Annotated in this window: 16 protein-coding genes; 12 read left to right on the forward strand and 4 right to left on the reverse strand. The window is 60.6% G+C overall.

Translation table 11 applies throughout. The features are described 5' to 3' along the window. Positions 1-55 precede the first annotated feature (55 nt). Together CW360_RS06890 and CW360_RS06895 are read left to right on the forward strand one after the other, a co-directional pair. Positions 56-1,372: a Na+/H+ antiporter family protein gene (locus CW360_RS06890; RefSeq protein ID WP_101193191.1), complete on the forward strand. Its 1,317-nt coding sequence runs from the start codon at positions 56-58 to the stop codon at positions 1,370-1,372. A gap of 163 nt (positions 1,373-1,535) precedes the next feature. Beyond that, the gene (locus CW360_RS06895; protein WP_101193192.1) at positions 1,536-2,981 is read left to right on the forward strand and encodes an aminotransferase-like domain-containing protein; all 1,446 of its coding nucleotides are present in this window, start codon (positions 1,536-1,538) and stop codon (positions 2,979-2,981) included. On the opposite strand, the gene CW360_RS06900 is transcribed toward CW360_RS06895, so the two are convergent. Further along, positions 2,978-3,862 carry a universal stress protein gene (locus tag CW360_RS06900; RefSeq protein ID WP_101193193.1) on the reverse strand — a complete coding sequence of 295 codons (885 nt, stop codon included), beginning with the start codon at positions 3,860-3,862 and terminating at the stop codon, positions 2,978-2,980. The genes CW360_RS06895 and CW360_RS06900 overlap by 4 nt on opposite strands. Continuing rightward, the gene (locus tag CW360_RS06905) at positions 3,859-5,532 is read right to left on the reverse strand and encodes a cation:proton antiporter (protein WP_101193194.1); all 1,674 of its coding nucleotides are present in this window, start codon (positions 5,530-5,532) and stop codon (positions 3,859-3,861) included. The genes CW360_RS06900 and CW360_RS06905 overlap by 4 nt, the downstream gene beginning before the upstream one ends. Before the next feature lie 206 nt (positions 5,533-5,738). Here CW360_RS06905 and CW360_RS06910 point away from each other — a divergent pair, with 206 nt between their 5' ends. Both CW360_RS06910 and CW360_RS06915 read left to right on the forward strand, forming a co-directional pair. After that, entirely contained in the window at positions 5,739-8,192 is a 2,454-nt protein-coding gene (locus tag CW360_RS06910; protein ID WP_101193195.1) for a hypothetical protein, read from the forward strand. 42 nt (positions 8,193-8,234) lie between these two features. Further along, positions 8,235-8,720, forward strand: a complete 486-nt coding sequence (locus CW360_RS06915; protein WP_101193196.1) for a hypothetical protein — start codon at positions 8,235-8,237, stop codon at positions 8,718-8,720. A gap of 23 nt (positions 8,721-8,743) precedes the next feature. Here the strand turns inward: CW360_RS06915 and ppsR are convergent, their stop codons facing one another. Beyond that, the gene (gene ppsR / locus CW360_RS06920; RefSeq protein ID WP_093987253.1) at positions 8,744-9,562 is read right to left on the reverse strand and encodes a posphoenolpyruvate synthetase regulatory kinase/phosphorylase PpsR; all 819 of its coding nucleotides are present in this window, start codon (positions 9,560-9,562) and stop codon (positions 8,744-8,746) included. Between the two features lie 170 nt (positions 9,563-9,732). On the opposite strand from ppsR, the gene ppsA reads away from it, so the two are divergent. The 8 genes from ppsA to CW360_RS06965 all read left to right on the forward strand — a co-directional run bounded on the left by ppsA (position 9,733) and on the right by CW360_RS06965 (position 17,607). After that, the gene (gene ppsA, locus CW360_RS06930) at positions 9,733-12,102 is read left to right on the forward strand and encodes a phosphoenolpyruvate synthase (RefSeq protein ID WP_101193197.1); all 2,370 of its coding nucleotides are present in this window, start codon (positions 9,733-9,735) and stop codon (positions 12,100-12,102) included. Positions 12,103-12,182: 80 nt separating this feature from the next. Further along, positions 12,183-13,145 (forward strand): alpha/beta fold hydrolase, encoded by a 963-nt coding sequence (locus tag CW360_RS06935; protein WP_101193239.1) that lies wholly within the window; start codon positions 12,183-12,185, stop codon positions 13,143-13,145. A 77-nt stretch (positions 13,146-13,222) separates the two neighbouring features. Beyond that, complete coding sequence (gene rraA / locus CW360_RS06940) at positions 13,223-13,711, forward strand: ribonuclease E activity regulator RraA (protein WP_093987255.1); 489 nt, start codon at positions 13,223-13,225, stop codon at positions 13,709-13,711. Positions 13,712-13,729: 18 nt separating this feature from the next. Beyond that, entirely contained in the window at positions 13,730-14,716 is a 987-nt protein-coding gene (locus CW360_RS06945) for a CorA family divalent cation transporter (protein ID WP_101193198.1), read from the forward strand. Between the two features lie 53 nt (positions 14,717-14,769). Continuing rightward, complete coding sequence (locus tag CW360_RS06950) at positions 14,770-15,018, forward strand: CrfX protein (protein ID WP_101193240.1); 249 nt, start codon at positions 14,770-14,772, stop codon at positions 15,016-15,018. Positions 15,019-15,020: 2 nt separating this feature from the next. Further along, positions 15,021-15,845 (forward strand): mechanosensitive ion channel family protein, encoded by an 825-nt coding sequence (locus tag CW360_RS06955; protein WP_093987258.1) that lies wholly within the window; start codon positions 15,021-15,023, stop codon positions 15,843-15,845. 85 nt (positions 15,846-15,930) lie between these two features. After that, on the forward strand, positions 15,931-16,530 hold the full coding sequence (gene sigX, locus CW360_RS06960; RefSeq protein WP_170307366.1) for an RNA polymerase sigma factor SigX: 600 nt from the start codon (positions 15,931-15,933) through the stop codon (positions 16,528-16,530). A gap of 99 nt (positions 16,531-16,629) precedes the next feature. Continuing rightward, positions 16,630-17,607: an OmpA family protein gene (locus CW360_RS06965; protein ID WP_093987259.1), complete on the forward strand. Its 978-nt coding sequence runs from the start codon at positions 16,630-16,632 to the stop codon at positions 17,605-17,607. Positions 17,608-17,652: 45 nt separating this feature from the next. Here the strand turns inward: CW360_RS06965 and CW360_RS06970 are convergent, their stop codons facing one another. Then, positions 17,653-18,984: an IS4 family transposase gene (locus CW360_RS06970; RefSeq protein WP_170307333.1), complete on the reverse strand. Its 1,332-nt coding sequence runs from the start codon at positions 18,982-18,984 to the stop codon at positions 17,653-17,655. Positions 18,985-19,002: the final 18 nt, after the last annotated feature.

Raw genomic sequence — 19,002 nt, forward strand, 5'->3', positions numbered from 1 at the left:
TGCGCGGCTTGCGTGCTCTCTGCCTGGGTGCGATCAATTTCCGTGGAGAAGGTGAATGAATGCAGTAGTGGCTGCAGTCGCCGTGATGTTGCTGCTCAGCCTGTGCCGGGTGCACGTGGTGGTAGCCTTGATCATTGGCGCGCTGGTGGGCGGATTATTGGGCGGGCTGGGTGTTGAGGGGGCTCTGGCTGCCTTCAATAAAGGCTTGGGTGGTGGTGCCACGGTGGCCTTGTCCTATGCGCTGCTGGGGGCTTTTGCGGTGGCTATTGCCAAGTCGGGGCTGGCTCATGCATTGGCTGATAAGGCGTTGGCGCTTGTTGGCCGTCAACAGGGCGAGGGTGGTGCGGTCAAGTGGTTGATGATTGTGCTGCTGCTAGCGGTAGCCGTGGCTTCGCAGAATATCCTGCCGATTCACATTGCTTTCATTCCTCTACTGGTGCCGCCGCTGCTGTATGTACTGAGCCGTTTGCAACTGGATCGCCGGTTAATTGCCTGTGTGCTCGCCTTTGGCCTGATCACACCTTACATGTTCCTGCCGGTAGGTTTTGGCAGCATCTTTCTGAATGACATTCTGCTGGCCAATGTCGCCAAGGCCGGTGTGGATGTCAGCGGGGTGAGCGTGACCCAGGCAATGCTGATTCCTGCCTTGGGCATGCTGTTCGGTCTGCTGGTGGCGGTGTTCTTCAGTTACCGCGGCAAGCGCAGCTACGATCTGTCGCGGGTGGCCGAGACCGAGCAGGTCAGTGCGCACTATAGCCCGTTGAGCCTACTGGTAGCGGGGCTGGCCGTGGCTGCTGCGTTTGTCATCCAGCTTTGGCTGGACTCGATGATCATCGGTGCTCTGGCGGGCTTTGTGATCTTCTCGGTTTCCGGTGTGGTGCGCTGGAAGGAAGCCGATGATCTATTTACGGAAGGCATGAAAATGATGGCCATGATTGGCTTCATCATGATTGCCGCAGCCGGCTTTGCAGAGGTAATGAAGGCGACTGGGCAAGTGCAGACGCTGGTGGATGCCTCGTCTTCCGCCATTGGTAATAGCAAGGCCATCGGTGCGTTGCTGATGCTGTTGGTGGGGTTGCTGGTGACCATGGGGATCGGTTCGTCTTTTTCCACGGTGCCGATCATCGCCGCGATCTTCGTGCCGCTTGGCGTACAGCTGGGCTTTAGCCCGCTGGCGATTGTGGCCTTGGTGGGTACCGCGGGTGCGCTCGGCGACGCGGGTTCGCCGGCGTCGGACTCAACCCTGGGGCCCACCGCTGGCTTGAATGCCGACGGCCAGCACAACCATATCTGGGATACCGTGGTACCCACCTTCCTGCATTACAACCTGCCCTTGCTGGCTTTTGGCTGGTTGGCGGCGATGGTTCTGTAACAGCGAAGCGTGTCTAGAGAAAGCCGCGCGCTTGTCGTGCGGCTTTTTTGTGCGGGGCGCCCTTTTCTGGCGCACTGTTGTGCTCGGTTAGGTTTAAACTGTACCGATAGTTTTTTGGTTGTTTGCGTTACTGTATCGGTCCAATCACAGGGAGTTCGCGCCGATGTCCAATCTGTTGCTCTACCAGCGTATCGCTCAGCAACTGGCGGAGGATATTCGGCGAGGCGTTTATCAACCCGGTGAGAAGGTACCTTCGGTGCGCAAGCTCAGTGCTCAGCTGAGTGTCAGCCATGCCACGGTATTGCAGGCCTATGCCAACCTGGAAGACCAGGGCCTGATTCGTGCGCGTCCCCAGTCGGGCTACTACGTACACCAGACCCCGGCACTCACGGCCGCCACCCCGGAAATCGCCAAGGTTGAGCGGCCAGGCCTGGTGACACGCAGCAGCATCATCAATCAGGTGCTGACGGAGTCGCGCCGCGAGGGGGTATTTCCGTTGGGCGCGGCGGTGCCGCATGTCGACTACCTGCCGGTGCGTGCGCTGCAGCAGCAGTTGGCCCGGGTCAGCCGTTTCCATGCGCCGCGTGCCTTTGGTTATATGTTCAGCCCTGGGTTTGAACCCTTGCGGCGGCAAGTGGCTATTCGCATGCGTGATGCCGGCGTGGTCATAGACCCCAGCGAAGTGGTGATCACCAGTGGTTGTGTCGACGCACTGCAGATGTCATTGCGTGTACTGACCCGTCCCGGTGATCTGATAGCCGCAGAATCGCCTACTTATTATGGATTGCTGCAACTTGCGGATTTGCTGGGGCTGAAGGTCATCGAGATACCCAGTGATCCCAACGAAGGAATCAGTCTGGAGGCGCTGCAGTTGGCGGCTAGCCAGTGGCCGATCAAGGCGGTGGTGCTCACTGCACGCATCAGTAATCCCTTGGGGGGGAGTATCCCGGAGGCACGTCAGAAGCAGTTGCTCAAGCTGGCGGGACAGTTTGCCATGCCGATCATCGAGGATGACATCCAGGGTGAACTGATGTTCGACAGCGGCCGGCTCAAGGCGCTCAAGGCCCATGACCAGCAGGGGCAGGTTATCTATTGCTCGAGCTTCTCGAAAACCCTGTCGCCTGGGGCGCGCATTGGCTGGATCATCGCCGGCAAGTACCAGGCGGATATTGAGCGGCTGCAAACCTTCAGTACCTATTCGGCCTGCAGCGTCACCCAGATGGGTATTGCCGCCTATCTGGAAAATGGCGGCTACGACCGTCATTTGCGGCATATCCGCCAAGAGTATCGGAAAAATCTCACGGCTTACCAGCTGGCCGTGCAGCAGCATTTCCCAGAGGGCACGCAGATGTCACGCCCGTTGGGTGGGTTTATCCTGTGGGTCAGCTTGCCGGCACGGGTCAATACCCAGCAGTTGCACATGCGCGCCCTACAGCAGGGCATCAGCATTGCCCCGGGGATGATTTTCAGCAATACCGAGCAGTTCAATCACTGCTTGCGGCTGACTTGCGGCATTCCCTGGAACCGCGAGGCCGAGCGGGCGATCATGGCGCTTGGCCTGTTGGCGCGCCAGCTGTGCCAGGAATCGCCGGCGAGCGAGATGCCTTAGGCACCACTGACCAGTACATCGCAGCGTGCACTGTTGAGTACATAACGGCTGACACTACCCAGCAGCAACTCCTGTAGGGCGCCCTGGCCCTGCTTGCCCAGTACGATCAGGTCGCAGTCTTCCAGTTCGGCCTGCTCGAGGATCAGCTGGCCAGCATCGCCATGCAGTACCTTGCTGCGCAGGGGGTTAGCGGAATCAGCCTGGGCGCACAGTTGCAGCATGCGTTGCTCGGCATCCGCGCGCGTGGCCTGGGCATAGCGCTGCAGGGTAGCTTCGTCGACGCCGGCGAAACGCAGTTTGCCTTCGAACGGTGCTTCGAAAGCATGGAGCAGTATCAGCTCGGCGCCTGGAGCCAAGCGCTGGGCCAAGTGCAGCGCCTGGCTGGACCAAGGGGAGAAATCAACGGCCAGCAAGACGCGTTGGTAGGCCCGTTGCACGGGCTGGCGTACGACCAGTAAAGGCTCACGGCAGTGATTGAGGAGGCGGGCAGCGGTACTCCCCAGCAGTAGGTGGCGCAAGGCATTTTCCCCTTGTGCGCCGAGCACCAGGAGGTCGCAGGGGTGCTGCTGCAGATGTTCCAGCAAGCTGCCGACCACACTGCCGTGCAGCACGTGGCACTCAACCCGTTGGCTCTGGCCCTGATCGAGCTGTTCCGCGAGGTTTTGCAGGCGCTGGCGGGCATCGCCATGCAGTTGCTCCTGCAGCAGGTCGCCCTCCTGACCGAGCAGCTCTTGCAGGCGTTGCAGCAGACTTTGATTAAGCACTTGCAATAGCTGTAGCGGGCTGTGCTCCAGGGCTGCCAGGGCAAAGGCGCGAGCGACAGCAAAATTGCCCTGCGGAGAATGATCGGTGGCGGCGAATATATGTAGGGCATTGCTCATGGACGTTGCTCCTGCGGGGCCATGGCCTGGCCAAGGTGATTGACGACGATTTCCACGGCATCGCGGAAGGGGTGGAACAGTTGTACGTTGGGCAGGCAGGCCAGTTCCCTGGCTTGCTGTTCGTCACGCACGGCGATAGCGATCTTTCCGGGATGTTGATGCTGTTCCAGAGCATGCAGCAAGGCACGGTTGGAGGCTAAATCAGGCAAGGTGCTGATCGCCCAGCTATGTCGGCCAAGCGGTAGGCTGGCGAGGAAGTCGACATCCTGACTATCGCCAAAGCTGACTGGCAGGCCCAGGCGGCGCTGTTGGCTGACTATTTCCGGATCAAAATCCACCCCATGCACGGCGTAGCCATTTTCCTGTAGGCGTTGCGCCAGATGACTACCGTAGCGACCCAGGCCAAAGATCATGACCTGCGCCTGGCGGCTTTCTTGCGGATCATTTTCCAGGGCCAGCTCGCGGAACGGCTGGCGTCGCTCGAATACCCTGAGCAGAGGGGCCAGGCGCTCATACAGCGGTTGCGAGTAAAGAATCATGTAGGTCGACAGGGTGATGGTGATGATGCCAACCAGCGTGGTCAGACCCAGCGCCGACATACCGACATGACCGAGGCTGATGCCCATGGCCACGAATACGATGGAAAACTCGCTGATTTGCGCCACCGTCAGACCCGCGAGCAGGCCGGTGCGTCGGCGATAGCCCATGTAGCCCATGATGGCCATGACGATCAACGGGTTGCCAATCAACACGAACAGCGACAGCAGCAGTGCCGGGATCACCTCGCCACCCAGGGTCGAGAACTCCAGCTTGGCTCCCAGATCAATGAAAAAGAACAGCAGGAGGAAGTCACGTATGCCGGTGAGTCGCGCACCGATCGCTTCGCGAAAGGGCGTTGAGGCTAATGAGAAACCGGCCATGAAGGCGCCTGCTTCCTTGGAAAAGCCTGCCCATTCCCCGATGGCAGCCAGTCCTACCCCCCAGGCGATGGCAAACAGCAGGAGCAGTTCCTGGGAGCGGGCGATGCTGGCGAGCAGGCGCGGGAGGATCCAGCGCATCAGCACGTACAGCAAGGCGATGGCGACGGCGATACGCAGCAGCATATTCAACAGGACCTCGCCGCCGGCCAGTTCGCCGCCACTGTCGCGCAGCGCGCTCATGACCATCATCGCCAGCACCACGGCAAGGTCCTGAACTATCAGGAAACCTACGGCGATACGCCCATGCAGTGAATCCAGCTCGCGTTTGTCGGAGAGCAGCTTGACCACGATGATGGTGCTGGAGAACGTCAGGGCCACGGCCACGTAAAGCGCCTCCATCAAGCCCTTGCCCAGTGCCAGGATGATCAGAAAGCCGATGGCGATGGTGAACGCCAGTTGCCCCAGGCCCGTAGCCAGGGCTACCGGACCGATATGGCGTACATGGCTGATATCCAGCTTCAGGCCGACGACGAATAGCAGTACGGCTACCCCCATCTGTGCGAGCAGGTCGATCTGGTCGTGCGCCTGTACCAGGCCGAAGAAGCTGGGGCCAGCGAGAATGCCCACCAGCATGTAGGCAATCAGCACGGGTTGGCGCAGTTTGATGGCCAGCAAACCGGCAGCCGCCGTTAGCCCGAGCAAGCTGGCCATTTCCATAAAGGGCCCGGTGGCCAGATTGGGATCGCTCATGGGGTGCCTCGGTAATCAGGATAAAACGATGCTAGCGCTGAGGAGGTGCCAGGTCTTGATCTGCCGCAGACCTCTGTCTCGCGTGCATTGTTCAAGTGTTACCAGGCTTTGCAGGCTTGAAGTGTGATCGGCTGCCGCCTGCGGTGCTTTGCAGGGAGAGGGCTGCTCTTTAGGATGTGTGCGCCTTATCTCTGCAGGGAAGCAAAATGAGCCAGCCGTCTGCTGAAACCGAGTCCTTGTCCCTGCTGATGTGGCAACTGTTGCTGGCGTTGGCGCGATTGCTGTTGCCACTGCTGCTCGTGGCCATCCTGCCATTGAGCTGGGGCCTGTTGCTGGAGGCACTGCTGCTGGCCGTGCTGCTGCTGAGCGGGCGCCGTTGGCCCGCTGTAGGCAGGCAGCTCAGTGCGCTGCTTTGTGGTTGTGTGCTGGGGACGGCATTTGCCATTGGTCGCTGCATAGCGTCCGATTGGTCGATTCTCCTGTCGGTGCTCTGGGTGCTGCTGGCGCTGGCCGGTATCGGCAGCCTGGAGCGGCATCTGGGGCTCAAGGTGGAGGAGGAGGGGGACTTGCGTGCCGAGCATGATCCCCACGCGGGCGAGGCAGGTCATAGCGCCTGGGGCGGCGAAGAGCCCAGGCATACGCCAGAGGGGCAGGCTATTCGTTACCTCTCCTGGGGGGAGATTGCCATGGGCGGGCCGGTGTATGTCGACTGCCTGATGCCCGATGGCGTGCTGCTCGAAGGCATCGGCAGCGGTAGCTGCTTTTCCGATGATGGTCGTTATTTCCTCGCCCCTTTGCCCTCACGAAATGCCTGGGGGTTGCTGCTGCTGGATCGCCAGCAGCGCTGTGTGTATCGCTGCCAGCCGGAACAGACGCCCTGGCAGATCAGTGGCTGCGATGGCCAATGGATTCGTGGCCAGTACAGCCCGTTGGGAGCCAACCAGGCCGTGCAGCTTGCGCTGGATGAGGTACTGGCCCGCGCGCAATGCGTGGCGTTGGTGGCGATTGCCGATCTGTGGCTGGAGCCGCGCTGGCAGGCGCAGCTCGACAACGCCCCACGACGTTGGCCCGGCTTGCCGAGCGGGCTGGCAGCGCATGGCCGCCCGTTTCTGCCGGAAAGCCTGCAGGCGCTGGAAGACCCGTTGCGCCCGCTGCGTTATCCCGAATACCAATTGTGGTTGGGGGAGCAGGCCACGGGGTTGCTGCTGGGTGAGGATGCGTCGCCGCGCTGGGATGGCCAGTGGCTGGCCTGCCAGGCGCGTCCGCTGGAGCAGCCTGAGGCCGCCTGGAGTTATTGGCTGGGTGCTCCGCAGCAGGCTTGGCGCGATCTTGGCCGGCCGCAATTGGCTGAGCAAGAGCGCCTGGCGTTGTACCCTGGGGCGATTCGTGGCATTGAAAACGGCCAGCTATGGATCGACGTCGAACTGGGTTCGCCCTTGCCGAATCGGGGGGAATACGGCGAACAGTTAAGCGATTACCTAAGCACTGTCGAGACCAAGCGTGGCCACGATGTCTGGGGACGTATTCGGCCCGGTGAGTGTGCGCCGACCTGCCTTGAGGTGCTCTGGCCGGGGGATGGGCAACGGCAGCGCTTGCGCTCACAGGTCTTGTCGGGGCAACGCCACCTGCTGTTCGATGAGGTGGCTCGTGAACAGGGTTGGCCCGCGTATGCACTGAGCCTTGACGGTCAGGTGGTGCAAGGACAATGGCAGTTGGAGCATCGCCTATCCAGCGACCAGCGCTGGGTAGCCTTGCTGCCGGCTTGTGCCGCGCCGGCATTGGCTGAGCAGGTGCAGGTGCTGGAGCTGGCCTCAGGGCGCCTGCTGGCCAGTCCGCCCCTGCTGGTCGAGCGTTTGCGCGATTTTCATGACGGTGTTCTGGAGGTCGTTACCCTGCAGGGATTATGCAGCGAGGGCTTCCAGCCTCATCCCCTGTATATGGCTGATCAGCCCGCCCCTCCAGCTGGCGAAGCCGCGCGCTATTACCTGGAGCGCGGTTATGGGCGGGCCTGCCATCGCCTGCAGCGTCTGCACTGCCGTGATGAGGGGCTGCAACTGCAGGCGGAGTGGCGTCTGGTCAGTCGACCGCAGGCAGTCAATGCCGATGGTGATTTCATCTTGCCGGCGCCCGGCGGGCAGGATGCTGCGTGGCTGCGTGGCTGCGAAACCGAGTACCCGGATAACTGGCTGCGTGAGCAGTGCGCGCGTCGCGATGGCTATGTACTGACCGCTTCCGGTTGTGCGCTGTTTGGTGTCACCCCCAGCATGGCCTGGGATGCGTCGGGCCGTTACCTGTTGTTGACCCATCAGCGTGGTTGGGATGATCCGCACAACGATGATCCTAACCATTCCCGGCAGTGGTTGCTGTGGCTGCTGGATACCCAGCAGCGCAGTCTGCGGCGCCGACCGGGATCGATAGGCGGCATGCCGCGTATTGACAAGACAGACGCGCAGGGCTGGCAAGTGCGGGTGTTTGAAGCGGATTGGGATTGTCCCGAAGATGCCGGGAGGCTCTGTCGGGTAAGCCTTGAGGAGCTATTGGCGTTGCCGGCAGAGCAGCTTGAGCCGCGCGGTGAACGTTGGCACCTGCCCGGGGAGCAGCGCCCCGTGCAGCACTGGCAGGCTTTTGAGCTCGCGCAACTGGCAGCCTGGCGCCGTTGAAGGGGCTTGCGGGCGCTGTGCAGGCAAGCCAGCATAGTAGCCATGTACAAAGTCTCCCTGTTAATTGCCTTGCTGTTGCTGGCGGCCTGTGAGCAGCCTGCTCAACCCGTTGCGACGCAGACAGCGTCCGTTGCGTCGGTGCCTGCTGCGGCCTCCGTGCTAGAAGCAGCGCCTGCTCAGGGCGCGCCGCATCCCGCCCGTGAGGCGGTTACCGCGGCGCTGCCGGGCAAGCCGCCAGCGCCGCAGAAAGCACCGGCTCCGCGTGTGCTGGCGCCGCCAGTCGCCCCGCTTGACCTCAGCCTGCCGGCAGAACTGCTGGAGCATTGGCAGTACGCCGAAGAGCCGATCGTAGTCGAACGCCTGCTGCCGCCGTTGTTTCAGGAGCAGGCGGCTCCGGCGCCCTTCCAGCTAAGTGGTCAGTTGATCACCCATGATCGGCTGCGTGCCGACGATGGTACGCGGGTAGAGGACGAGGGCTTTCTCGACAAGATTGACGGCGCCCAGCTGAATTTTGAACTCCGTCACTGAGCAGCCGTGCTCGGCCAGTCGCTTTACTTCAGGCGTCGCTCGACGCCTTTCTCGACGAGAATCTTGGCGGAGATCTCTTCTACCGAGAAATGCGTGGAATTGATGTAGGCGATGTTTTCCTTGCGGAACAGGTTCTCCACCTCGCGCACTTCGAACTCGCACTGGGCGAAGCTGGCATAGCGGCTGTTGGGTTTGCGTTCGTGGCGAATCGCCGCCAGCCGGTCGGAGTCGATGGTCAGGCCGAACAGCTTGTGTTTGTGTGGCTTGAGTGCAGCGGGCAGCTGCAGGCGCTCCATATCATCCTCGGTGAGCGGGTAATTGGCTGCACGAATGCCGTACTGCATGGCCATGTACAGACAAGTCGGTGTCTTGCCGCAGCGCGATACGCCGACCAGAATCAGGTCGGCCTTGTCGTAGTGATGGGTGCGCCCGCCGTCGTCGTTGTCCAGTGCGAAGTTCACCGCATCGATGCGCTCCATGTAGTTGGCGTTGGCGCTGATCGAGTGCGACTTACCGACGGTATAGGAGGACTGCGCCCCCAGCTCTTGTTCCAGCGGGGCGAGGAACGAGGCAAAAATGTCAATCATGAAGCCTTCCGAGCCGGCCACGATCTCGCGAATATCCTGATTGACGATGGTGTCGAAGATGATCGGCCGGTAGCCATCGTTGGCGGCGGCCTGGTTGATTTGCTGTACCATGCTGCGGGCTTTTTCTGGCGTATCCACATAAGGACGCACCAGCTTGCTGAACTGAATGTTCTCGAACTGTGCCAGCAGGCTTTGGCCAAGGGTTTCTGCAGTAATGCCCGTGCCGTCGGAGATGAAGAAAGCGGTTCGTTTCATTTGCAGCAAAGGCCTTAAGTCAGGAACGATTCTTGGCTATGATAGGCGGCGTTTCCGCCTCTGTAGTGGCTGGCATTGTCGCCTACAGCACCGGCAGAATCCAGCGCAAGCGACCAGCTGTGGTGCTTGCAGGCTCCGGGAATATCCCAACAGACAGTGGAGAGATCACCTTGGTTGAGTACGTAGTGTCCCTCGATAAGCTCGGCGTCCACGATGTTGAGCATGTAGGGGGCAAGAACGCCTCCCTGGGCGAGATGATCAGTAACCTGGCTGGCGCCGGTGTGTCGGTGCCTGGCGGTTTCGCCACCACTGCCCAGGCCTACCGGGATTTCCTGGAGCAGAGCGGCCTGAACCAGCGTATCCATGATTTGCTGGATAGTCTTGATGTGGATGACGTCAATGCCCTGGCCAAGGCTGGTGCACAGATTCGCCAGTGGGTCATGGACGCCGAGTTCCCCGAAGCGCTTGATCAGCAGATTCGCCAGGCATTCGCGGAAATGAGTGCCGGCAACGAGAACATGGCGGTTGCTGTGCGCTCCTCGGCTACCGCCGAAGACCTGCCGGACGCTTCGTTCGCCGGGCAGCAGGAAACCTTCCTGAATATCCGCGGTGTGGACAACGTGATCCGCGCCGCCAAGGAGGTGTTCGCCTCCCTGTTCAATGACCGTGCCATTGCCTACCGTGTGCACCAGGGCTTCGACCACAAGCTGGTTGCGCTGTCCGCTGGTGTGCAGCGCATGGTCCGTTCGGAAACCGGTACGGCGGGTGTGATGTTCACCCTGGATACCGAGTCGGGTTTCCGTGATGTGGTGTTCATCACCGGCGCCTACGGCCTGGGTGAGACCGTGGTACAGGGGGCAGTGAATCCCGACGAGTTTTATGTGCACAAACCGACCCTGCAGGCTGGTCGTCCGGCGATTTTGCGCCGCAACCTGGGCAGCAAGGCGATCAAGATGGTCTACGGCGACGAAGCCAAGGCTGGTCGTTCGGTGAAAACCGTCGAGGTCGAGCGTGCCGAGCGTGCGCGCTTCTGCATCAGTGACGCTGAAGTGGCCGAGTTGGCCAAGCAGGCGCTGATCATCGAGCAGCACTATGGTCGTCCGATGGACATCGAGTGGGCCAAGGACGGTGACGACGGCAAGCTGTACATCGTTCAGGCACGTCCGGAAACCGTGAAGAGCCGCAGCAGCGGTAACGTCATGGAGCGCTACCTGCTCAAGGAGAAAGGCAAGGTACTGGTCGAAGGCCGTGCCATTGGCCAGCGTATCGGTGCCGGCCCGGTCAAGGTTATCCACGACGTCTCCGAAATGGACAAGGTGCAGCCGGGGGATGTGTTGGTCTCCGACATGACCGACCCGGATTGGGAACCGGTGATGAAGCGTGCCAGCGCCATTGTCACCAACCGTGGCGGGCGTACCTGTCACGCGGCCATCATCGCCCGTGAACTGGGCATTCCCGCTGTGGTGGGTTGTGGTAATGCCACGCAGGTGCTCAAGGATGGCATGGGCGTCACCGTCTCCTGTGCCGAGGGGGATACCGGCTTTATCTTCGAGGGCGAACTGGGCTTCGATATTCGCCAGAACTCCGTGGACGCCATGCCCGAGCTGCCGTTCAAGATCATGATGAACGTCGGTAACCCGGATCGTGCCTTCGACTTCGCCCAGCTGCCCAACGCCGGTGTCGGCCTGGCGCGCCTGGAGTTCATCATCAACCGGATGATCGGCGTGCACCCCAAGGCACTGCTGAACTTCGCCAGCCTGCCGGCGGAAATCAAGGAAAGCGTGGAGAAACGCATTGCCGGCTATGACGATCCGGTCAATTTCTATGTCGAGAAGCTGGTCGAAGGGGTCAGCACCCTGGCAGCGGCCTTCTGGCCGAAGAAGGTCATCGTGCGTCTCTCGGACTTCAAGTCCAACGAATACGCCAACCTGATCGGCGGCAAGCTCTACGAGCCGGAAGAAGAGAATCCGATGCTCGGCTTCCGTGGCGCCTCACGCTACATCAGCGAAAGCTTCCGCGACTGCTTCGAGCTGGAATGCCGCGCCATGAAAAAGGTGCGCAATGAAATGGGCCTGACCAATGTCGAGTTGATGGTGCCTTTCGTGCGTACTCTGGGCGAAGCGCAGCAGGTGGTCGAGCTGCTCGGCCACTATGGTCTCAAGCGAGGCGAGAATGGCCTGCGTGTGATCATGATGTGCGAGCTGCCTTCCAACGCGCTGATGGCTGACGAGTTCCTCGAATTCTTCGACGGCTTCTCGATCGGTTCCAACGACATGACCCAGCTGACCCTGGGCCTGGATCGTGACTCCGGAATCATTGCCCATCTGTTCGATGAGCGTAATCCAGCGGTGAAGAAACTGCTGTCCAATGCCATTCAGGCCTGCAAGAAAGCGGACAAGTACATCGGCATCTGCGGTCAGGGTCCTTCGGATCATCCGGACCTGGCCAAATGGTTGATGGAAGAGGGCATCGACAGCGTATCGCTCAATCCGGACTCGGTGCTGGACACCTGGTTCTTCCTCGCCGATCAGCCTGTCTGACAACTCCCCGTTACCGCTTCACCTGCCCGTCACAGGTGAAGCGGTGAGGCGGCATGCCGCATCCCTTCCTGTATCTGATCATGCAAAGTAGCAGTGCCCTGTTTCCTGTCGCCCTGCACAGCGCCGAGCTGCGTGGCGACCTGGCTGAAGATGTCTACCTGCTCAAGCCGGGCAATAGTCCCGACTCCAGCGTGACGCTGGCGCTGACCCGTGTTGGCCTGGCGGGTCAGCAAGCCTGCCGTGGCGAGCCCGTGGTGCTGCTGCATGGCAGTTTTTCCAATCGGCGTTTCTGGTTGTCGCCGCGTGGCATTGGCCTGGCGGCCTTCCTGGCGCGGGCCGGGCTGGATGTCTGGCTGGCCGAGATGCGCGGGCATGGCCTGTCGCCGCGTAACCGTGCCTATCGGCATAACTGTGTCGCTGATTATGTGCGTTATGACCTTCCGGCCATCGCCGCGTTCATCCATGAGCAGAACCCGCAGCCGGCGCACTGGCTAGGCCACTCGCTGGGTGGGGTCATCCTTGCCGCTGCACTGGGTGGGCATTACCTGAAAGCTGACGGCCTGCGTTCGGCTGCGCTGTTTGGCAGCCAGATCAGTCGGGTCTACTGGCCGCTCAAGGTGCCGCCTGTGGAGTGGGGCGGGCGCCTGTTGCTGGGGCGCTTCGATTACCTTTCCGGTCGACGCTTCAAGCGTGGCCCGGAAGACGAGCCCATCGGGCTGGTACTTGAGGCATTGCGCTGGCATGGCCTGTTTGGTCGTTTTGGCGACAGTCAGCGTGACTGGTGGGCCGGGCTGGCGGATGTCCAGCTGCCTGTATTGGCTGTGGCGGGCGAGTCCGATCATCAGGACCCGCCCTGGGCATGCCGCAAGTTGCTGGAGCAATTCGCCGGCCCCCAGCACTTCCTCACGCTGGGGCCGGCGGCAGGCTATCGGCATAGCTATGGACATGTCGACATGCTGGTCAGTCAGGCTGCCCGTGAGGAAGTCTGGCCGCTGGTGCTGCACTGGTTGCAAGAGGCAAGTCTGCCTGCCGTAACCCTATAGATCTCCTTGTCGCCGTAAAACGGGCAGGTTAGGGTTGCCCGGACGGATGAATCCTTCTTATCTAGCAGGAGCTAGCCATGCAATACGTTACCCCCGACCTGTGTGACGCCTACCCGGAACTGGTGCAGGTTGCTGAGCCCATGTTTGCCAATTTTGGTGGCCGTGATTCCTTTGGTGGACAGATCGTCACGGTCAAGTGTTTCGAGGACAATTCGCTGGTCAAGTCGCAGGCCGATGAGCCAGGCCACGGCAAGGTATTGGTGGTGGATGGTGGTGGCTCGCTGCGCCGTGCACTGCTCGGTGACATGATTGCCGAGAAAGCGGCGAAGAACGGCTGGGAAGGCATGTTGATCTATGGCTGCGTACGCGACGTCGATGTCCTGGCACAGACGGACCTGGGCGTTCAGGCCCTGGCCAGTCACCCGATGAAGACCGACAAGCGCGGCATCGGTGATCTGAATGTCGTGGTGAGCTTTGCCGGGCTGACCTTCAAGCCGGGTGACTACCTGTATGCCGACAACAATGGGGTGATCATTGCCCCGCAACCGCTGCAGATGCCCGAATAAATCGCCAGGGGGCTGCACATGGATGAGCAACAGTACGGCCTGGTGCATGCCCTGGTGCTGGACGGCCAGGGTGGCGCGCGTCAGCTCGCCCATGCCGAACTGGCTGGCCTGCAGCTGCAGGCGCAGGAAAGCCTCTGGCTACATTGGGATCGTGGACATCCTGGCGCTCAGCAATGGTTGCGCCAGTGCAGTGGGCTGAGTGCCTTTGCCTGCAACCTGCTGTTGGAAGAAAGCACCCGGCCACGCTTGCTGCCGTTGAGCGAAGAGCAATTGCTGCTGTTCCTGCGTGGCGTCAACCTCAATCCCGGCGCCGAGCCGGAAGACATGGTCAGCGTGCGGGTGTTCGTCGAGCCACAGCGCCTGCTTTCACTGCGTTTGCGGCCGCTGCGGGTGACCGAGAAGATCCTGGCTCAGCTGGCGGCCGGACAGGGGCCTTGCCATGTTTCCGACTTGTTGCTGGCCCTGGCGCGCGGACTCACCGAGCATGTCGATGAGTTACTGCTGGATCTGGGGGAGGCGGTCGATGATGAGGAGGAGCGCGTCGATGCCAGTGAGCAGTACCGCCCCAACCACGACCGTATGCAGCAGTTGCGCCGTCGCGCCGCGGCACTGCGGCGCTTCCTGGCGCCACAGCGTGAGCTGTATCAGATATTGCTGCGTAATCATCGTCCCTGGTTTGCCCCACAGGCCAGCGACTACTGGAACGAGTTGCACAACCAGTTGACTCGTCATCTGGAAGAGCTGGAACTGATGCGTGAGCGGATCAGCCTGATTCTCGAGTCCGAGCACCGGCGCATGAGCGAGCGTATGGGGCGCACCATGTACCTGCTGGGCATCATCACCGGATTTTTCCTGCCGCTGAGCTTTCTGACAGGCCTGCTTGGTATCAACGTGGGTGGCATTCCCGGCGCCGAGACTGAGTATGCCTTCTACGCCGTCTGTAGCCTGTTCGTTCTGCTGGCGCTGGGGCAGTGGTGGCTGTTCCGTCGCTTGCGCTGGTTGTGATGTGACCCTGGATGCGCGGCTCGCGTCTAGCCGACATAGTCTACGAGGTAACCATGCGCGATCCCTTTGAAGAGTCCCTGCGTGATTTGCTCAAATCATCGTCTGCTGTGCACGACGATAACGCCACCCTGGGGCGGGTACTCAAAACCGCCAATCGCCAGGTGGGTGCAGGCGATCTATTCAGCTTGCTGGGCCATGCGTTGCATGCGCTGATGCTCGGGCTCAATAGTGCCTCCAGTCATGCCATGCCGGTTAGCCGGCGCCCCCGTTACCGCACAAGAACTACACAGAAGGCAGAATAACAATGGAATTCGATCCCTGGACACAGAGCCTGGTCAACGCCATGAGCACCCTGTGGGGTGCGGTGGGCGCCTTCATTCCGCGCCTGTTTGGCGCCCTGGTGGTGGTGCTACTGGGCTTTATCGTGGCCAAATTGCTCGATACCCTGCTGTCCAAGCTGCTCGCCAAGTTGGGCCTTGATCGCCTGATGAGTGGTACCGGGCTGAACAAACTGTTGGCGCGGGTGGGCATTCAGGTGCCGGTTTCCACGCTGATTGGCAAGATCGTCTACTGGTTCGTGCTGCTGATCTTCCTGGTGTCGGCGGCCGAGTCGCTGGGCCTCGAGCGGGTCTCTGCGACGCTGGATGTCTTTGCCCTGTATCTGCCCAAGGTCTTCGGTGCCGCACTGGTGCTGTTGGCAGGGGTGCTGCTGGCGCAGTTGGCCAACAGTATTGTGCGTGGAGCCGCTGAAGGTGTGGGTCTTGACTACGCGCACAGCCTGGGACGTATCGCACAGAGCCTGGTGATCATTATCAGCATCTCGGTGGCGATTGGTCAGCTCGAAGTGAAGACCGACCTGCTCAACATGGTGATTGCCATCGTCCTGATCTCGGTAGGCTTGGCCGCGGCGCTGGCCCTAGGCCTGGGTAGTCGCCAGGTGGCAGGGCAGATCATTGCCGGTATCTATGTGCGTGAACTGTACAGCCTGGGGCAGGAAGTCCGTATTGGTGATATCGAGGGGCAGATCGAGGAAATCGGCACGGTCAAGACTCTGCTGCTGAGCAAGGATGGTGAACTGATTTCAGTGGCCAACCGTCTATTGCTCGAACAACAGGTGCGTAGCCACTAAGCTGTAGTGCGCCCGAGCTTATCCGCGTCAGTTGCTGCCTGTGCGTAGCCGCTGACCTTCGAACCGACTGCCGGCCCCATTTGTCTTGAATAACTCCCACTCGTCGCTGCGCTACGACCCCCGCGAGCTTTCCGATGAAGAGCTGGTGCAGCGTGCCCATGGCGAACTGTTCCATATTACACGCGCCTACGAAGAGCTGATGCGTCGCTACCAGCGCACCTTGTTCAACGTATGTGCGCGCTACCTGGGCAATGAGCGTGATGCTGACGATGTGTGCCAGGAAGTCATGCTCAAGGTGCTCTATGGCCTGAAGAATTTCGAGGGCAAGTCCAAGTTCAAAACCTGGTTGTACAGCATTACCTACAACGAGTGCATTACCCAGTATCGCAAGGAGCGTCGCAAACGGCGCCTGCTGGACGCACTGAGTTTGGACCCCCTGGAAGAGGCTTCCGAGGAAAAAATGCCGAAGGTTGAAGACAAGGCTGGCCTGGATCGTTGGCTGGTGCACGTCAATCCCATCGATCGGGAAATCCTTGTGTTGCGCTTTGTTGCCGAATTGGAGTTCCAGGAGATCGCCGACATCATGCACATGGGCTTGAGCGCCACGAAAATGCGCTACAAACGTGCGCTAGACCGCTTGCGGGAAAAATTCGCTGGTCAGGACGGCGATCTGGCAGAAAACTGATGGCGTGCCATTTATATGGCGAACGCCTCTGCTATAATGCTGTCGATTTTTGCGTGTGGGTCCTTGCAGATCCACATTCACCTACTGGGGATTTAACGGATGAAACTGAAAAACACCTTGCACCTCGTCATTGGCTCTCTGATTGCCGCTACCTCCATGGGCGCGCTGGCTCAAGGCCAAGGCGCTGTCGAGGTTGACGCTTTCGCCAAACGCTATTTCACCGACAGCAGCCGTGACCTGTCCGAAGGCAACCTGTTTGGCGGTACCATCGGCTACTACCTGACTGATGACGTTTCCCTGGGCCTGTCCTACGGTGAATACCACGACATTCGCTCGGAAAACGATACTGGCCGCAAGAACATCAAGGGCAACCTGGCTTCCCTGGATGCCACCTACCACTTCGGTAACCTGGGCGACGCCCTGCGTCCGTTCGTTTCTGCGGGTGTAGCTCACCAGAACATCAGCAACGTACCGGCGCGTACCGGTCGTGACCACAGCACCTTCGCCAATCTGGGTGCCGGCGTGAAGTACTTCTTCACTGAGAACGTCTTCGCCAAGGCCGGCGTCGACGCCGCTTACAACATCGACGCCAATGAAACCGAGTGGCTGGCGGGTGTTGGCTTCGGCGTGAACTTCGGCGGCTCCAGCAAGCCCGCTCCGGTTGTTGAGCCGGCTCCTGCCGTTGAGCCGGTGGCTGTTGCCGAGCCGGAGCAGGTTATTGAAACCGTACGTGTCGAGCTGGACGTCAAGTTCGATTTCGACAAGGCCAACGTCAAGCCGGAAAGCCAGGCTGACATCAAGGCCCTGGCCGATTTCATGAACCAGTACCCGCAGACCACCACCGTTGTGGAAGGTCACACCGATGCGCGTGGTACCGATGCCTACAACCAGAAGCTGTCCGAGCGTCGTGCCAACGCTGTTCGTGAAGTGCTGGTCAACCAGTACGGTGTCGATGCCAGCCGTGTCAACGCGGTAGGTTACGGTGAGTCCCGCCCGGTTGCTGACAACGCCAGCGATGCCGGTCGTGCGATCAACCGTCGCGTGGAAGCTGAAGTGGAAGCTCAGATCAAGCAGTAATCTGCGTGCTTCACTGAAAAAACCCGGCCAAGGCCGTAATGCTGTTCACTTAAGCGGAGCAGCCTTTCGATCCACTGGATAACGGGTCTTTGAGATCTTCACCGTCCTTGGTCTTGATGGCCTTGGACGGTGATCCAGAAACAGCCCACCGATTCCTGCTCTCAGCTCCGACAATCGTGTTCCTGTTGCTGAAATCGGGTTGGCCGCCGCCATCACGATCAATTGCACGGCGATGTATTGAGCTACTGGTTTGAAGCGGATGTCGCCCGGAGAGCGGCCGAAGGCGACGGCTGCCTGACCGGCTTCGCGGCGGATGATGTTGTAGGCCAACAACAAGCCCCAGACCTCCTGGTAGACCAGCTCCGTTACCTTGCTGCGCAGGGTCATCGCATTCTGCTGCAGAGAGCTTTTGATATCCCGGAAGCCCAGCTCGATCTCCCAGCGCTCCTGATACAGCTTGGCGATGGTCTTGGCGCTGTAAGTATCCGCAGGCAGCGAGGTGAGCACTGTCTTGATCTTGTCCTTCACGGCGTAGCTGACTTCACGTACCTCCCAGTGCGTCGGCAGGTCGGGGTTGCGCTTTCGTGCCTGTGCCGACACCTTCATGCGCAGCAAACGATCGCCCTTGCCGTAACGAGCGACTTCCTCGCCAACCAGCCCTTGGCGGGCCGGAATCAGCCAGTGCCGGCTTTCCCCTGCGGCGCCCAGGCGCAACAGCAAGTCGGCACTCCAGAAGCCCTTATCGAACAGCGTCACCGACTGATTGGGAATCTGCTGCATAAACTCATCGGCCAAGCGCATCTCACTGCGCCGGTAGGGACTCACCTGCGCATCCAGAATCAGGTGCGAGCGCACGTTCATCAGGGCTACCAGTCGCAGCATGGGAAACGGCGTCTGGCGCTCGGTGGAGGTATTGCCGGAGCCGAAATGCTCTCGGAGTTCAGGCGTGTCTGGGGTGCGCAGGAGTGCGCCATCCACGGCCAATACTTGCAGGCCCTGCCAGGTATCGCCCTCATAGCGCTCGCAACCCCACTGGTTACCCGTCTGACGAAACAGCCACTCAACCGGATCGGCACCCAATCGTTTACGCGCCTCGGTGACACCGCTTCGGGCCAGCAGGTCGTGAGAGGCCAGCCCCTGGGCACAGATATTCAGGCGTCGTGCGACCTCATGCACCGGCTCGTCACGGAACAAGGCCATGCCAAGCACCAGCCAGAGCACCTGATCGCTGGGCAGACGCCGCCGCCTTATGGTGGCCTGGGCGGACAAGTCCAGAGCGGATGCCACCCACTCGATCGGGATGTTTTGGGTGAAGGTGCTCAGATCCGAGAAGTTGAACAGTTCACCTAAGTCGAGCAGTTGCTGTTGCAGAGACATAAAAAATCCGATGCCAGG

The organism is Pseudomonas fluvialis, from assembly GCF_002835605.1.
Taxonomy (GTDB): domain Bacteria; phylum Pseudomonadota; class Gammaproteobacteria; order Pseudomonadales; family Pseudomonadaceae; genus Aquipseudomonas; species Aquipseudomonas fluvialis.

Coding starts and splice junctions, on each gene's coding strand:
- CW360_RS06890 (WP_101193191.1), top strand. CDS start 56: ATGAATGCAGTAGTGGCTGCAGTCGCCGTGATGTTGCTGCTCAGCCTG.
- CW360_RS06895 (WP_101193192.1), top strand. CDS start 1,536: ATGTCCAATCTGTTGCTCTACCAGCGTATCGCTCAGCAACTGGCGGAG.
- CW360_RS06900 (WP_101193193.1), bottom strand. CDS start 3,862: ATGAGCAATGCCCTACATATATTCGCCGCCACCGATCATTCTCCGCAG.
- CW360_RS06905 (WP_101193194.1), bottom strand. CDS start 5,532: ATGAGCGATCCCAATCTGGCCACCGGGCCCTTTATGGAAATGGCCAGC.
- CW360_RS06910 (WP_101193195.1), top strand. CDS start 5,739: ATGAGCCAGCCGTCTGCTGAAACCGAGTCCTTGTCCCTGCTGATGTGG.
- CW360_RS06915 (WP_101193196.1), top strand. CDS start 8,235: ATGTACAAAGTCTCCCTGTTAATTGCCTTGCTGTTGCTGGCGGCCTGT.
- ppsR (WP_093987253.1), bottom strand. CDS start 9,562: ATGAAACGAACCGCTTTCTTCATCTCCGACGGCACGGGCATTACTGCA.
- CW360_RS06935 (WP_101193239.1), top strand. CDS start 12,183: ATGCAAAGTAGCAGTGCCCTGTTTCCTGTCGCCCTGCACAGCGCCGAG.
- rraA (WP_093987255.1), top strand. CDS start 13,223: ATGCAATACGTTACCCCCGACCTGTGTGACGCCTACCCGGAACTGGTG.
- CW360_RS06945 (WP_101193198.1), top strand. CDS start 13,730: ATGGATGAGCAACAGTACGGCCTGGTGCATGCCCTGGTGCTGGACGGC.
- CW360_RS06950 (WP_101193240.1), top strand. CDS start 14,770: ATGCGCGATCCCTTTGAAGAGTCCCTGCGTGATTTGCTCAAATCATCG.
- CW360_RS06955 (WP_093987258.1), top strand. CDS start 15,021: ATGGAATTCGATCCCTGGACACAGAGCCTGGTCAACGCCATGAGCACC.
- CW360_RS06965 (WP_093987259.1), top strand. CDS start 16,630: ATGAAACTGAAAAACACCTTGCACCTCGTCATTGGCTCTCTGATTGCC.
- CW360_RS06970 (WP_170307333.1), bottom strand. CDS start 18,984: ATGTCTCTGCAACAGCAACTGCTCGACTTAGGTGAACTGTTCAACTTC.